The following is a 13,799-nucleotide window of genomic DNA, read 5'->3' as shown; positions in this document are numbered from 1 at the left end:
TGGGCTGCGCTGCTTACCGGAGGGTCAGATCGACAAACCCTTGAAGTGCTCCTGTAGAAACTCCACACAAGCCCTTAGTTTGCCGGAGTAGGCCAGGCGTGTCGGGTACACCGCCCATACGTTGGCGCTCTGGGTGTAGTCGTGCAGCACCTGCACCAGTTGGCCTTGCTCCAGCAGCGGTTTCACATCCCACATCGAGCGCAGCAGCAGGCCTCGCCCATCCAGTGCCCACTGCAACACGATCTCGCCATTGTTGGAGGACAGCGGCCCGCGAACGCGCACGCTGTGCGCTGTGCCATCGCGCTCCAGGTTCCAGATGCCGAAGGCATTATCGCGCTCCTTGATCACCAGGCAGTCATGATGCTCCAGGTCGCTCAATTGCCGCGGCGTGCCCCGACGTTGCAAGTAGGACGGTGCGGCGCACAGCACTCGACGATTGCTCACCAGGCGTCGGCCGATGTGCTGGCCGGGGATGTCATCGCCCACCCGAATCTCCAGGTCGAAGCCTTCGCTGACGATATCCACCACGCGGTCGAACAGGTCCAGGCGGATGTCCAGTCCTGGGTATCTTTCTGCCAGCAATGACAGGGCCGGGGCCACATGATTGCGACCGAAGCCGAAGCTGCTGCACAAGTGCAGGTGCCCACGGGGGCTGTCATGGGCGTCGGACAGTTCATCCGAGAGTTGCTGAAAGTCTTCGAGGATGCGCACGGCCCAACGCTGCACCCGTTCGCCGTCTTCGGTCAGGGCGATGCGTCGGCTGGTGCGGTGCAGCAGGCGCGTGGCCAGTGTGGTTTCGAGGATCTGGATACGCTTGCTGACATAGGCTGGGGACAAGCCCAGTTCGTCGGCGGCTGCGGCAAAGCCGGCTTTGCGGATGACGGTGAGGAATACCCGCAGGTCTTCGGGCAGGGGCACGGTGGCTTTTTTGTTCGTCATCGCAGGCAGGTGTGGGAGGGTGAGTCGCCAGGATAGCATCGGTTGGGGAGGCTGCTGTGCTCGGGTAGCGGCCACGGCGGGAGGCCACAGCTTATTTGGCTGCGCAAAGGAAGGGCAGGGCTTCACTCAGCAATAACTCCGGCGCCTCTTCTGCTATGTAGTGCCCGGCCGGCACCGCCTTGCCACGTACGTTGGTGGCGACTTTCTGCCATTCTCCGAGCGGGTCGAAACAGCGGCCGACGGTGCCGTCGGCGCCCCATATCACCAATAGAGGTAGATTCAGATGATGGCCGGCGTCGATGTCAGCCTGGTCATGTTCCAGGTCGATGCTCGCGGCGGCGCGATAGTCCTCGCAGATACCGGTGGCGGTGCCGGGCAATGTCAGGCAGCGCAGGTACTCGGCGAAGGCTTCGTCGGTGAATGGCTTGAGCCCGGCGCTGCGGCTGCCCATGACGCTGCGCAGGTACAACTCGGGGTTAGCTTCGATCAGGGCTTCCGGCAACGGCGCCGGGCGGATCAGGAAGAACCAGTGCCAGTAGGCGCGGGCGAAGGCTTCATCGGTCTGGGCGTACATCGCCAGGGTTGGCGCGATATCCAGCAGCACCATGCGCTTTACAACCTTGGGGTGGTCCAGGGCCAGGCGATGGGCGACGCGGGCGCCACGGTCGTGGGCCAGCACCGAGAACGTGTCGAAGCCCAGGGCCTGCATCAGTTCGACACCGTCCCTGGCCATTTGCCGTTTCGAATAATGGGTGTGATGTTCCTCGGCCGGTGGCTTGCTGCTGTCGCCATAACCGCGCAGGTCGGCAGCCACCACGCTGAAGTGTTCGGCCAATTGCTCGGCGACTTTATGCCAGATGACATGGGTTTGCGGGTGCCCGTGGAGCAGAAGCAGGCCGGGGCCTGTACCGCCTTTGCGGTAGCTGATGTCTACGCCGTTGACGTGGCACTGGTGTTTCTCGAAGCCGGCAAACATGGAGTGACTCCTTGTGATGATGACCTGCATCCTGGAATCACACGGCGGTTGGGGCAAGGGGAAAAGCGTGGGGAGGATGTTCATGAAGTGTGTAGAAGCCCGGCCCTTCAAACAAAGGAGATCCAATGTGGGAGGGGTTTTGCCCCCTCCCACCTTGAATGCACTACGGTTTGAACATCTCCATGGCACGCTGGCGGATTTGCTCCTCGGTCAGGTCTTCCTTGTGTGTAGCCAGGAACCACAGGTGCCCGAACGGATCTTTCACACTCGCGGAGCGGTCGCCATAGAACTGGTCCTGTGGCGCAGACACTTCGATGGCGCCGGCCTCAATGGCTTGTTTGAACTGTGCATCCACATCGTTGACATACAAGTGCAAACCGACACTGGGGTGTGTATCCGGGTTGCGCAGGGCCGTTTCATCGCACGGCGTGCCCAGCATGATCACCGCTTCGCCAATCCGCAGCTCGGCGTGGCCGACCCTGCCGTCGGGCATGTCCAGGCGCATGAACACTGTGGCGTCGAAGGCCTTCTGATAGAACTCGATCGCCTTTGCGGCCTCGTTGATCCCCAGATAGGGGGTAATGCCGTGATAACCGTCGGGAATAGGTTTAACGCTCATAACGTTCTCCTTTATTGTGGTTATGGAGTGACAACCTTTTCACTATAGGTCACGCCGCACCACCCCACTATTGATTGGGCCTACAGGTCGGAATCAAGGGTGGGTTCCAACAGCTGGGCACCGGGGCCGCGCTCACCCAACTGGTCGTCCTGGTTGCGCAACGGGCACGCCTCCATCGACAGGCATCCACAACCGATACAGCCATTAAGCTTGTCCCGCAGCAGCATCAGTTTGTTGATGCGCTCATCCAGGTCTTCACGCCATAACGCCGACATTCGCTCCCAGTCGCGAGCGTTCGGTGTGCGCCCATCGGGCAGCGCCTGCAATGCTTCGCCAATGGTCGCCAGTGGAATGCCCAAGCGCTGGGCGATCTTGATCAGCACCACCCGCCGCAGTACGTCCCGTGGATAACGCCGTTGGTTGCCGGCATTGCGATTGCTCTTGATCAACCCTTTGGATTCGTAGAAGTGCAGGGCAGTGACCGCCACGCCGCTGCGGGCCGCCAGCTGACCGACGCTGAGTTCCTTGTTGAGCATGAAAAACTCCCAGGCAGTGCTTGACCTCGACTTAGCTAGAGGTTTTACCCTGCATGACATCGAATCGCAAGATTCTGCCTACAAAGAAAGGGGCGTGTTCATGCAGGTATCAGAGAAAAATCGCAGCTTCGCTCAATTGATCGAGTTTCATATCGAGCCCCGTCAGCAATCCGCCCTGGTGGCAGCCTTGACCACCCAGAGCGAGCGCCTGGCCGAAAGCCATGGCGGCTTTTTGAGTGCCAGCGTACAAGTCAGCGATGATGGTCGGCGGGTGCTCAATTACCTGCAATGGCAATCCCGCGAGGCCGGTGAGGCGGCCTTCAAGTGCTTTGAGCAGGGCGATGCGGATTTCTGGACGCTGATCCGCGCTCACCAGGCCACGGCCGTGACCTTCGGTTCGTTCCAGGTGCTGCGCAGTTTTGAGCGCAGCCAGGATGACGCGTTGCACTGCAGGCTAAATGGATAGATGCAGCATTCGCTCGCCTTGCAGGTTTTCCCCTGGCCGACGCTTGTTCACCGCCAACTCGCCGATCTTGATCAGGCGCGTGCGCGTCACATTGCGGCTCAAGCCCAGCAGGTTGGCGGTGTGCACCTGGTTGTAATGGCTGAAGCGGTAAGCGGCGCGTAATAATGCGTCCTCGACCTTTTCGTGCAGGGCGCCGGCCTGCTCCTCGAAGAGCTTTTGAAACGCCCGTGCCAACAGGGCTTCGGCGCTGTTATCGAGGCCATGCCGGCTGTCGTCCTGGCGCTCGATGCGCAGGTTCGACAGGCGCAGGTCGTCGCGCTCGATCACGCCGTTGCGGCAGGTCAGCAGCGTGTGGTGAATCACATTTTCCAGCTCGCGAATATTGCCCGGCCAGCTGTAGCTACGGAGCTTGTGCTCGGCTTCGCGGCTGATGGTGACCAGGCCGTAACCCAGGCGCCGGCTATAGGTTTCGATAAAGTGCCGGGTCAACGGCAGGATATCGCCGGGGCGCTCGCGCAGTGGGCTGAGCTCCAGGCTAACCACGTCGAGGCGGTAGTAGAGGTCTTCGCGGAAGTGCCCGGCGTTGATGGCCTTTTCCAGTTGCACGTTGGTGGCGGCCAGGACCCGCACATCGATTGGAATACTTTTGCGCGAACCCAGGCGCACCACTTCACGCTCTTGCAACACCCGCAGTAACTTGACCTGGATAGCCATCGGCAAGTCGCCGATTTCATCGAGAAACAAAGTGCCGCCTTGCGCTTCTTCGAACCAGCCGGCCTTGGCGCAGAGGGCTCCGGTAAACGCGCCTTTCTCGTGGCCGAACAGCTCGGCCTCCACCAGGGATCCAGAGAAGGCTCCGCAGTTCACCGCCACGAACGGCCGTTTGCGCCGTGCGCTGAGGTTGTGGATATGCCGCGCCACCAGTTCCTTGCCGGTGCCGGTCTCGCCAATGATCAGTACGCTGGCTTCGCTCGGCGCCACTTGCCGGATATGCTCGAGCAACGCCTGGGATTTCGGGTCTTCGAAAACCTGGGCCGTGGCGCGGATCGAGGTCGCAAGGGCGGGCGAGGGCGGGAGGGTCAAAAGCTGCATGGGCACCTCTGTTTGAAATGGAGCGTCGGATCGGCATGGACTGGTTAGTGGAGTTAGATATAGAAGAATACGTTTATTCCGTAAACGTACGTATTTCTATATTTATAGGCCTTAAGTGAATAAGTAGAAGATGCTATCTGGTATGCCGTAACGGTTGATAGCGACTATCACGGACGGTGATTTTTCACCGCGGAGGGGCGGGAGTAGCCTGTGTTCATTGACTTGAAACCACCTTTGCAGGGCCTCCGCCATGAACCGTTTGCTCGCTGTTTCTTTTTTACTTGTCACCTCTGTCCTCGCAGGTTGTGCGTCCCAGCCGTCACCTGAGCTGCGGCCTTATACCGCGGGAGAAACCAGGCAATTGGCCTTGGAAGCCCTGGGTCGCCGTGGTTTGTCGTTTGACGACTATCAACGCCAGCGCGCCGCGTTGCTTGGCCAGCCACAGCAACCCTTCGGCTTTGATCACCAGGGTGAAATGAACGCCGAGCGCAGCGTCGTCCTGCATGGTCGTCCCAGTTGAGCCCGCTTCCTGCGGCAAAAAGCCCGAGGCTTCCCATAAGGAACCTCGGGCTTTTTGTTTGCCATGGGGCTACTTCAGCCTGTTAAGCTGAATTCCAGGAGCGTTCCTACGCACATTTAAATAAAGTGGTCCTTCTTTAATGGCACTCGATCGGTTAAACCTGACGACCTCTGTTCTGGTCGATGCCTCCTGAGACGCTGCTCTCGGGAATACGCTCTGCGAGTTTTTAACGTCATGAATAAACGTCCGTTGTATTTCGACTACGCCGCCACTACGCCGGTGGATGAGCGGGTTATCCAGGTGATGGTCGAGTGCCTGGGCTTCAATGCCAACTTCGGTAACCCTGCGTCCAGTTCCCATGCGTTTGGCCAGGCGGCTCGGCATGCGGTTGAACAGGCGCGTCGCCAGGTCGCCGAGTTGGTCGGCGCCCAGCCTGAGCAGATCGTCTGGACCTCCGGTGCTACAGAATCCAACAACCTGGCGCTCAAGGGCGTGGCCCAGGCCCGTGGTGTGGCGGGTGGGCATATCATCACCAGCCAGATTGAGCACAAGGCCACACTGGATACCGCGCGGCAATTGCAGGACGCCGGCGTGGCGGTGACTTACCTGGTGCCGGATGCCCACGGCTTGATCAGCGTCGACGCCGTCAGCGAAGCCCTGCGCGAGGACACCTTCCTGGTCTCGCTGATGCTGGTCAATAACGAGCTGGGCACCCTGAACGACATCCCGGCCATCGGCGCCCGCGTGCGTGAGCATGGCGCGTTGTTCCATGTGGATGCGGCGCAGGGGGCGGGCAAGGTGGCCATTGACCTGGCCCAGTGGCCGGTGGACTTGATGTCGTTCTCTGCGCACAAACTGTACGGTCCCAAGGGGATCGGTGCGTTGTACGTCGGGCCTCGGGCACAGCAGAGGGTATTGGCGCAGATTCATGGTGGAGGCCACGAAGGCGGATTGCGTTCCGGCACCCTGGCGACCCACCAGATTGCAGGCATGGGCACGGCATTTGCCTTGGCGGCGGCGTCCTTCGCTGATGAGAAGGCCAAGATTGTTGCGCTGCGCCAGAGCCTGCTGGATCAACTGGCGTCAGTCGCCGGCCTGCGTCTCAATGGCAGCCCCACCCAGCGTATTCCACATACCCTCAGCCTGACGTTCAGCGAAGGCGAATTCAATTCCGCCGCACTGAGCGCGGGCATTGCCTTTTCCGCGACTTCCGCGTGCAATTCGTCAAGCAATGCGCCGTCCCATGTGCTCCTGGCCTTGGGGCATGATGCTCGCAGCGCCGGACGCACTATCCGCTTGAGCCTGGGCCGGTTTACCACCGAACAGGATATCGACGAAGCGGCCCGGCTGATCAAGGCCGCACTGGCCAGCGCACCGGCGTTCTGGGCGGTCTGATTTATCATTTGCAGTACATAACAATTATTAGTGGTTAGCAGGAGACACAATGAGTACCCAGCCTTTGACCCATGGAACGGTTCCCCAGCGCCTGGCGCATACCCGTGAACTGATGCGTCGCGAGGGCATCCATGCCCTGCTGGTGCCATCGGCCGACCCGCACTTGTCCGAGTACTTGCCGGGTTACTGGCAAGGGCGCCAATGGTTGTCAGGGTTTCATGGTTCGGTGGGGACACTGATCGTCACGGCGGATTTTGCCGGGGTCTGGGCTGATAGCCGCTACTGGGAACAGGCGACCAAGGAACTCAAGGGCAGCGGCATCGAGCTGGTCAAACTGCAACCGGGCCAACCTGGGCCGCTGGAGTGGCTGGCCGAGCAAACCCCCGAAGGCGGCGTGGTGGCCGTGGATGGCGCGGTCATGGCCGTGGCCTCGGCGCGTACCCTGGGCAGCAAGCTGGTCGAGCGCGGTGCCCGCCTGCGTACCGATATCGACCTGCTGAACGAAGTCTGGCAAGACCGCCCGGCGCTGCCGAACCAGCCGATCTACCAGCATCTGCCGCCCCAAGCCACCGTCAGCCGTGGCGAGAAACTTGCCGCATTGCGCGCCAGTTTGAAAGACAAGGGCGCCGATTGGCATTTCATCGCGACGCTGGATGACATCGCCTGGTTATTCAACCTGCGCGGCGGTGATGTGTCGTTCAATCCGGTGTTCGTGTCCTTTGCGTTGATCAATCAACAGCAGGCCACCTTGTTTGTGGCGCTGGGCAAGGTCGATGCCGAACTGAGGGCCGTGCTTGAGCAGGATGGCGTGACCTTGCGCGACTACAGCGAAGTGGCCGATGCGCTGCGTGCCGTGCCGTCGGGTGCAAGCTTGCAGGTGGACCCCGCACGCGTGACGGCTGGCTTGCTGGAAAACCTCGACACTGGCGTCAAGCTGGTGGAAGGTCTGAACCCGACCACCCTTGCCAAATCGCGCAAGAGCCTGGCGGACGCGGAACATATCCGACAGGCCATGGAGCAGGATGGCGCGGCATTGTGCGAATTTTTCGCCTGGCTCGATAGCGCCCTGGGCCGCGAGCGCATTACCGAACTGACTATCGACGAACACCTGACCGCTGCGCGTACCCGTCGCCCCGGTTATGTGTCGCTTAGCTTCAACACCATTGCCGCGTTCAACGCCAATGGCGCGATGCCGCACTACCACGCCACCGAAGAAGAACACGCGCTGATCGAAGGGGATGGCTTGCTGTTGATCGACTCGGGTGGCCAATACCTGGGCGGAACCACCGACATCACCCGCATGGTGCCCATCGGTACGCCGAGTGAAGAGCAGAAACGCGATTGCACACGTGTGCTCAAGGGAGTGATTGCCCTGTCCCGTGCGCACTTCCCCAAAGGCATCCTGTCACCATTGCTGGACGCCATTGCTCGTGCGCCGATCTGGGCCGAAGGGGTGGACTACGGCCACGGCACAGGCCATGGCGTAGGTTATTTCCTCAATGTGCATGAGGGCCCGCAGGTCATTGCTTACCAGGCCGTTGCTGCGCCACAAACGGCGATGCAGCCGGGGATGATTACTTCGATTGAACCAGGTACTTATCGTCCCGGCCGTTGGGGCGTGCGTATTGAAAACCTGGTACTGAACCGTGAAGCGGGCAAGACCGAGTTTGGCGAATTCCTCAAGTTCGAAACCCTGACCTTGTGCCCGATTGATACCCGTTGCCTGGAGCCGTCGTTGCTGACGGCGGACGAGCGTGAGTGGTTCAACGCGTACCACGCCGAAGTGCGTGAGCGCTTGAGCCCGTTGCTCAGTGGTGCGGCGCTCGAGTGGCTGCAGGTGCGCACCGCGGCCATTTGATTTATTGCAGCCGGCCCGCGCCGGCTGCAAGCGAAATCTAGCTGAGAGCTTCGCGCACAAAGTCCAGACGGTCCTGGCCAAAGAACAGCTGGTTGTCGACAAAAAAGCTGGGGGCGCCGAACACGCCGCGTTTGACGGCTTGTTCGGTGTTGTCCTTGAGCGCGTTCTTGACGGTTTCGTCATTGGACAGGGCCAGTACTTGCCCTGGATCAAACCCATGTTCGCTGAGAACACTGGCCAGCACCTCGGGATCGCCCAGGTGACGGCCTTCTACCCAGAGCGCACGGAACAGGCAGTCGATAAAGTCGAGGAGGCGCTCAGCCTGGTGGATTTGCATGCCGGTGATTGCGCGCATCAGTATCAGGGTATTGATGGGGAAGTGCGGGTTAAACCTGAGCGGTACATTGTAGCGTTTGGCGTAACGCGCCAAGTCATCCAGCATGTAGCGCCCCTTGGCCGGCACCATGATCGGTGAGGCATTGCCAGTGGCCTTGAATACGCCGCCCAACAGCATCGGCTGATACACCAGATGTGCGCCCGTTTCGGCGCAGAGAGCCGGCAGCTGGGTGTAGGCCAGGTAAGTGGCAGGGCTGCCCAGATCGAAGAAAAACTCCAGGGTTTTACTCATGGTCGATACTCGCTGCTTATTGTTATAGGGGCGTGTTACCAGGGTTCGTTCCAGGGGCGCAGATCCAGTTCGAACGTCCACGCGTCCCGTGGCTGGCTATGCAGGTACCAGTAGTTTTCGGCAATGTGGTCTGGGTTGAGGATGCCGTCCTGGTCCTTGAGGGCATATTTTTGCGGGAAGTTATCGCGAATAAAGTCGGTATCGATGGCTCCGTCGACCACCACATGGGCGACGTGGATGCCCATCGGGCCTAATTCCCGCGCCATGCTTTGGGCGAGGGCGCGGATGCCGTGCTTTGCACCGGCGAACGCGGCGAACCCTGCGGCTCCGCGCAAGCCCGCAGTCGCGCCGGTAAACAGGAGGGTGCCGCGTTTACGGGTGACCATTCGCTTGGCAACTTCACGTGCATTCAAGAAACCGGAAAAACACGCCATTTCCCAGATTTTGAAATACTTGCGTGCGGTTTCTTCCAGAATGCTGCAAGGCACGTTGGCGCCGATGTTGAAGACAAACGCTTCAATAGGCCCCAATTCGGTTTCGATTTTCTCGACCAGTGCGATAACGTCTTCTTCTTTACGTGCGTCACAGGCAAAACCGTGGGCTTCACCGCCTGCCGATTGGATGCTGTCTACCAGGGGTTGCAGTCTGTCGGCGCTGCGACGGGTAACGCAGGCAATGTAGCCTTCGCGGGCAAAGCGCTTGGCGATGGCGCCACCGGTTGCGTCACCTGCACCGACTACCAATACGATTTTCTTGTTGTGCGTCATGGGAACTCCATTGGCTCGATGATCGAGCAGGAGTTTAGCCGCCGTGTCGCAAAAGGCATTTGGAATGTGGTGGGAATTTGAGACGAGCAGCCAAGAGAGGCTGCTCGGCAGCTATTTGCAGATGACGATCATACTGCGGCTGGTATAGCCAGCAGGATTGAGGCCGAACGGATAGTCCCCAGGCTCCTCGGAGTTGTCGCCGGACTTGGCAATCACCCGATAACCCTTGGCGCCGCATGAGTTGGCTGCACTGGTGTAGCACTGGTCCCAGGAGGAGGACAGGCCAGAACAGTTGATGTGCAACCCTTTTTTGCCCCGTTTCACTTCTGTTTTGGTGGTTGCAGCACAGCCAGCGATGCCCACAACCAGCAACAGTATCAAAATTCGTTTCATTCCCATCCTTAATAGCCGCTCTGCAGAAGAACAGAGCCGCTTACTCGCTCTCGAGCGTAGCGTTCATGCTGTCCGTGTCGAAATTCTCCATGAATGACATTCAGTTACGGCTTAAACATGGCCTAAATGAGCGGCAAATACCAGAGTTGGTGTTAAAGAGGGTCAGTCAGCGGGTACCAGCGGTTTTGATTCGTTGCGCATCGTCAAAGTGGCGCCCACGGAAGCCAGGATAATGCAGGTAATCGCCAGCCACTGGGCGAGGGATAGGTGCTCATTCAGGAAGAATAGGCCGGAGAGGGCGCCGAACGCCGGTTCGATACTCATCAGCGTACCGAATGTGCGTGCGGGGAGGCGAGTCAGTGCGACCATCTCCAACGTATAGGGCAAGGCGGTCGACAGAATCGCAACGCCAATGGCGATAGGGATCAGGGCGGGCGTCAGCAATGCGGCGCCGGCATGCACGATGCCGATCGGCGCTACGAACAGGGCTGCAATCATTACGCCGAGGGCGGCGGTCTGGACACCGTTGTCATTCCCCGCCTTTTGGCCAAACAGGATATAGAGCGCCCAGCATACGCCTGCGCCCAGCGCGTAAGCGGCCCCAACCCAGTCGATACCGCTGCTGGCCTCGCCCATCGGGATCAGCAGGAGCAGGCCGATGATTGCGAGCGCAATCCAGAGGAAGTCGACTGCTCGCCGCGACGCGTAGATAGCGACGGCGAGCGGGCCTGTAAATTCCAGTGCTACAGCTATTCCCAAGGGCACGGTGCGCAGGGACATATAGAAGAGGAAGTTCATACCACCCAGCGCCATCCCGTAGATGATCACTGTGCGCAGGGACTTTGCCGTCAGCTTGGCGCGCCATGGGCGTAATAAAAGCAGCATGATCACACTGGCGAAGATCAAGCGCAGAGTAGTAGTGCCTTGCGCGCCGACAATAGGGAACATGCTCTTGGCCAGTGAGGCACCGGATTGGATGGAGGCCATGGCGATCAACAGCAGGCCGACGGGAAACAGTGCGCAGGCCAAGCCGCGAGGAGGGGTGGTCATTGGAGGTGTTCTTCCGAAGTCATAGTCGATGAGCAGATGTCGCTATGATGCTTAACTGTTCAGTGATGAGCAATATATTGCTCAATTTGCCGTTTAAGTCTTTCTATATAGAAGGATTATGGCGTTTGCAGCTGTATTGATAGAAAACCTGAATTAAGCCTTGACGGCAAATTCTGGAAGCCTATAATTCGCCCCACTTCCGGCGCAGTCGAAACGGAAAACTCCTTGGTAAACAAAGAGTTATGAAGTTTTCGGCAGCAAGTAGCTTCAGTTCATCGAAGCCCAAAGGAAGTTGAAAAAGAGGTGTTGACAGCAGCGTGTAACGCTGTAGAATTCGCCTCCCGCTGATGAGAGATCAGAAGCGCAAGTGGTTGAAGTTGTTGAAGAAATCTTCGAAAGCTTCTGAAAATAATCACTTGACAGCAAATGAGGCTGCTGTAGAATGCGCGCCTCGGTTGAGACGAAAGCTCTTAACCAACCGCTCTTTAACAACTGAATCAAGCAATTCGTGTGGGTGCTTGTGGAGTCAGACTGATAGTCAGCAAGATTATCAGCATCACAAGTTACTCCGCGAGAAATCAAAGATGTAACCAACGATTGCTGAGCCAAGTTTAGGGTTTCTTAAAAACCCAAAGATGTTTGAACTGAAGAGTTTGATCATGGCTCAGATTGAACGCTGGCGGCAGGCCTAACACATGCAAGTCGAGCGGTAGAGAGAAGCTTGCTTCTCTTGAGAGCGGCGGACGGGTGAGTAATGCCTAGGAATCTGCCTGGTAGTGGGGGATAACGTTCGGAAACGGACGCTAATACCGCATACGTCCTACGGGAGAAAGCAGGGGACCTTCGGGCCTTGCGCTATCAGATGAGCCTAGGTCGGATTAGCTAGTTGGTGGGGTAATGGCTCACCAAGGCGACGATCCGTAACTGGTCTGAGAGGATGATCAGTCACACTGGAACTGAGACACGGTCCAGACTCCTACGGGAGGCAGCAGTGGGGAATATTGGACAATGGGCGAAAGCCTGATCCAGCCATGCCGCGTGTGTGAAGAAGGTCTTCGGATTGTAAAGCACTTTAAGTTGGGAGGAAGGGTTGTAGATTAATACTCTGCAATTTTGACGTTACCGACAGAATAAGCACCGGCTAACTCTGTGCCAGCAGCCGCGGTAATACAGAGGGTGCAAGCGTTAATCGGAATTACTGGGCGTAAAGCGCGCGTAGGTGGTTTGTTAAGTTGGATGTGAAATCCCCGGGCTCAACCTGGGAACTGCATTCAAAACTGACTGACTAGAGTATGGTAGAGGGTGGTGGAATTTCCTGTGTAGCGGTGAAATGCGTAGATATAGGAAGGAACACCAGTGGCGAAGGCGACCACCTGGACTGATACTGACACTGAGGTGCGAAAGCGTGGGGAGCAAACAGGATTAGATACCCTGGTAGTCCACGCCGTAAACGATGTCAACTAGCCGTTGGGAGCCTTGAGCTCTTAGTGGCGCAGCTAACGCATTAAGTTGACCGCCTGGGGAGTACGGCCGCAAGGTTAAAACTCAAATGAATTGACGGGGGCCCGCACAAGCGGTGGAGCATGTGGTTTAATTCGAAGCAACGCGAAGAACCTTACCAGGCCTTGACATCCAATGAACTTTCTAGAGATAGATTGGTGCCTTCGGGAACATTGAGACAGGTGCTGCATGGCTGTCGTCAGCTCGTGTCGTGAGATGTTGGGTTAAGTCCCGTAACGAGCGCAACCCTTGTCCTTAGTTACCAGCACGTAATGGTGGGCACTCTAAGGAGACTGCCGGTGACAAACCGGAGGAAGGTGGGGATGACGTCAAGTCATCATGGCCCTTACGGCCTGGGCTACACACGTGCTACAATGGTCGGTACAGAGGGTTGCCAAGCCGCGAGGTGGAGCTAATCCCAGAAAACCGATCGTAGTCCGGATCGCAGTCTGCAACTCGACTGCGTGAAGTCGGAATCGCTAGTAATCGCGAATCAGAATGTCGCGGTGAATACGTTCCCGGGCCTTGTACACACCGCCCGTCACACCATGGGAGTGGGTTGCACCAGAAGTAGCTAGTCTAACCTTCGGGGGGACGGTTACCACGGTGTGATTCATGACTGGGGTGAAGTCGTAACAAGGTAGCCGTAGGGGAACCTGCGGCTGGATCACCTCCTTAATCGACGACATCAGCTGCTCCATAAGTTCCCACACGAATTGCTTGATTCATTGAAGAAGACGATAGAAGCAGCTTTAAGCTCCAAGCTGATAGCTCTTAGCTAATCAGTTGCGCTCGAAATTGGGTCTGTAGCTCAGTTGGTTAGAGCGCACCCCTGATAAGGGTGAGGTCGGCAGTTCGAATCTGCCCAGACCCACCAATTTTGTTATGGGGCCATAGCTCAGCTGGGAGAGCGCCTGCCTTGCACGCAGGAGGTCAACGGTTCGATCCCGTTTGGCTCCACCATTAACTGCTTCTGCTGTTAGAGTTTAGAAATGAATATTCTGAAGTGAATATTGATTTCTAGTCTTTGATTAGATCGTTCTTTAAAAATTTGGGTATG

At 58.1% G+C, this 13,799-nt stretch carries 13 protein-coding genes, 2 tRNA genes and 1 rRNA gene; 7 read left to right on the top strand and 9 right to left on the bottom strand.

What is annotated here, in order from left to right:
- Positions 1–24: 24 nt before the first annotated feature.
- The 4 genes from NMB39_RS19430 to soxR all read right to left on the bottom strand — a co-directional run bounded on the left by NMB39_RS19430 (position 25) and on the right by soxR (position 3,070).
- Complete coding sequence (locus NMB39_RS19430) at positions 25–939, bottom strand: LysR substrate-binding domain-containing protein (RefSeq protein ID WP_138233635.1); 915 nt, start codon at positions 937–939, stop codon at positions 25–27.
- 91 nt (positions 940–1,030) lie between these two features.
- Positions 1,031–1,915, bottom strand: coding sequence for an alpha/beta fold hydrolase (locus tag NMB39_RS19425; protein ID WP_494340204.1), 885 nt, complete (start codon positions 1,913–1,915; stop codon positions 1,031–1,033).
- 163 nt (positions 1,916–2,078) lie between these two features.
- Positions 2,079–2,534 (bottom strand): VOC family protein, encoded by a 456-nt coding sequence (locus NMB39_RS19420; RefSeq protein ID WP_198720870.1) that lies wholly within the window; start codon positions 2,532–2,534, stop codon positions 2,079–2,081.
- 80 nt (positions 2,535–2,614) lie between these two features.
- Positions 2,615–3,070 (bottom strand): redox-sensitive transcriptional activator SoxR, encoded by a 456-nt coding sequence (soxR, locus tag NMB39_RS19415; RefSeq protein WP_057023769.1) that lies wholly within the window; start codon positions 3,068–3,070, stop codon positions 2,615–2,617.
- A 100-nt stretch (positions 3,071–3,170) separates the two neighbouring features.
- Here soxR and NMB39_RS19410 point away from each other — a divergent pair, with 100 nt between their 5' ends.
- Complete coding sequence (locus tag NMB39_RS19410; RefSeq protein WP_057023787.1) at positions 3,171–3,536, top strand: antibiotic biosynthesis monooxygenase; 366 nt, start codon at positions 3,171–3,173, stop codon at positions 3,534–3,536.
- On the opposite strand, the gene NMB39_RS19405 is transcribed toward NMB39_RS19410, so the two are convergent.
- The gene (locus NMB39_RS19405) at positions 3,525–4,628 is read right to left on the bottom strand and encodes a sigma-54 interaction domain-containing protein (RefSeq protein ID WP_057023770.1); all 1,104 of its coding nucleotides are present in this window, start codon (positions 4,626–4,628) and stop codon (positions 3,525–3,527) included. The two genes, NMB39_RS19410 and NMB39_RS19405, sit on opposite strands and share 12 nt — an antisense overlap.
- 250 nt (positions 4,629–4,878) lie before the next feature.
- Between NMB39_RS19405 and NMB39_RS19400 the strand changes: the two genes are divergently transcribed.
- The 3 genes from NMB39_RS19400 (at position 4,879) to NMB39_RS19390 (ending at position 8,401) form a co-directional block, all read left to right on the top strand.
- Positions 4,879–5,148, top strand: coding sequence for a hypothetical protein (locus NMB39_RS19400; protein WP_494340205.1), 270 nt, complete (start codon positions 4,879–4,881; stop codon positions 5,146–5,148).
- A 234-nt stretch (positions 5,149–5,382) separates the two neighbouring features.
- Positions 5,383–6,543 (top strand): cysteine desulfurase family protein, encoded by a 1,161-nt coding sequence (locus NMB39_RS19395; protein WP_494340206.1) that lies wholly within the window; start codon positions 5,383–5,385, stop codon positions 6,541–6,543.
- 49 nt (positions 6,544–6,592) lie between these two features.
- On the top strand, positions 6,593–8,401 hold the full coding sequence (locus NMB39_RS19390) for an aminopeptidase P family protein (protein WP_494340207.1): 1,809 nt from the start codon (positions 6,593–6,595) through the stop codon (positions 8,399–8,401).
- A 37-nt stretch (positions 8,402–8,438) separates the two neighbouring features.
- Here the strand turns inward: NMB39_RS19390 and NMB39_RS19385 are convergent, their stop codons facing one another.
- The 4 genes from NMB39_RS19385 to rhtA form a co-directional block, all read right to left on the bottom strand.
- Positions 8,439–9,029, bottom strand: a complete 591-nt coding sequence (locus NMB39_RS19385; RefSeq protein ID WP_494340208.1) for a 2-hydroxychromene-2-carboxylate isomerase — start codon at positions 9,027–9,029, stop codon at positions 8,439–8,441.
- A 35-nt stretch (positions 9,030–9,064) separates the two neighbouring features.
- Entirely contained in the window at positions 9,065–9,796 is a 732-nt protein-coding gene (locus NMB39_RS19380; protein WP_494340209.1) for an SDR family oxidoreductase, read from the bottom strand.
- A gap of 111 nt (positions 9,797–9,907) precedes the next feature.
- On the bottom strand, positions 9,908–10,189 hold the full coding sequence (locus NMB39_RS19375; RefSeq protein WP_003190182.1) for a hypothetical protein: 282 nt from the start codon (positions 10,187–10,189) through the stop codon (positions 9,908–9,910).
- A 162-nt stretch (positions 10,190–10,351) separates the two neighbouring features.
- On the bottom strand, positions 10,352–11,239 hold the full coding sequence (gene rhtA / locus NMB39_RS19370; RefSeq protein ID WP_057023776.1) for a threonine/homoserine exporter RhtA: 888 nt from the start codon (positions 11,237–11,239) through the stop codon (positions 10,352–10,354).
- A 641-nt stretch (positions 11,240–11,880) separates the two neighbouring features.
- Here rhtA and NMB39_RS19365 point away from each other — a divergent pair.
- The 3 genes from NMB39_RS19365 (at position 11,881) to NMB39_RS19355 (ending at position 13,702) form a co-directional block, all read left to right on the top strand.
- Positions 11,881–13,417 (top strand): 16S ribosomal RNA (locus NMB39_RS19365).
- A gap of 122 nt (positions 13,418–13,539) precedes the next feature.
- Positions 13,540–13,616, top strand: a tRNA-Ile gene (locus tag NMB39_RS19360).
- Between the two features lie 10 nt (positions 13,617–13,626).
- Positions 13,627–13,702, top strand: a tRNA-Ala gene (locus NMB39_RS19355).
- Positions 13,703–13,799: the final 97 nt, after the last annotated feature.

Source organism: Pseudomonas sp. FBCC-B545, assembly GCF_059134095.1.
Note: the sequence above shows the minus strand (reverse complement) of the source record. Positions and strands in the feature narration are given on the sequence as shown.

Bases quoted from the DNA above. Each gene is read 5' to 3' on its own strand.
- NMB39_RS19430 (WP_138233635.1), bottom strand. From the start codon at position 939: ATGACGAACAAAAAAGCCACCGTGCCCCTGCCCGAAGACCTGCGGGTA.
- NMB39_RS19425 (WP_494340204.1), bottom strand. From the start codon at position 1,915: ATGTTTGCCGGCTTCGAGAAACACCAGTGCCACGTCAACGGCGTAGAC.
- NMB39_RS19420 (WP_198720870.1), bottom strand. From the start codon at position 2,534: ATGAGCGTTAAACCTATTCCCGACGGTTATCACGGCATTACCCCCTAT.
- soxR (WP_057023769.1), bottom strand. From the start codon at position 3,070: ATGCTCAACAAGGAACTCAGCGTCGGTCAGCTGGCGGCCCGCAGCGGC.
- NMB39_RS19410 (WP_057023787.1), top strand. From the start codon at position 3,171: ATGCAGGTATCAGAGAAAAATCGCAGCTTCGCTCAATTGATCGAGTTT.
- NMB39_RS19405 (WP_057023770.1), bottom strand. From the start codon at position 4,628: ATGCAGCTTTTGACCCTCCCGCCCTCGCCCGCCCTTGCGACCTCGATC.
- NMB39_RS19400 (WP_494340205.1), top strand. From the start codon at position 4,879: ATGAACCGTTTGCTCGCTGTTTCTTTTTTACTTGTCACCTCTGTCCTC.
- NMB39_RS19395 (WP_494340206.1), top strand. From the start codon at position 5,383: ATGAATAAACGTCCGTTGTATTTCGACTACGCCGCCACTACGCCGGTG.
- NMB39_RS19390 (WP_494340207.1), top strand. From the start codon at position 6,593: ATGAGTACCCAGCCTTTGACCCATGGAACGGTTCCCCAGCGCCTGGCG.
- NMB39_RS19385 (WP_494340208.1), bottom strand. From the start codon at position 9,029: ATGAGTAAAACCCTGGAGTTTTTCTTCGATCTGGGCAGCCCTGCCACT.
- NMB39_RS19380 (WP_494340209.1), bottom strand. From the start codon at position 9,796: ATGACGCACAACAAGAAAATCGTATTGGTAGTCGGTGCAGGTGACGCA.
- NMB39_RS19375 (WP_003190182.1), bottom strand. From the start codon at position 10,189: ATGAAACGAATTTTGATACTGTTGCTGGTTGTGGGCATCGCTGGCTGT.
- rhtA (WP_057023776.1), bottom strand. From the start codon at position 11,239: ATGACCACCCCTCCTCGCGGCTTGGCCTGCGCACTGTTTCCCGTCGGC.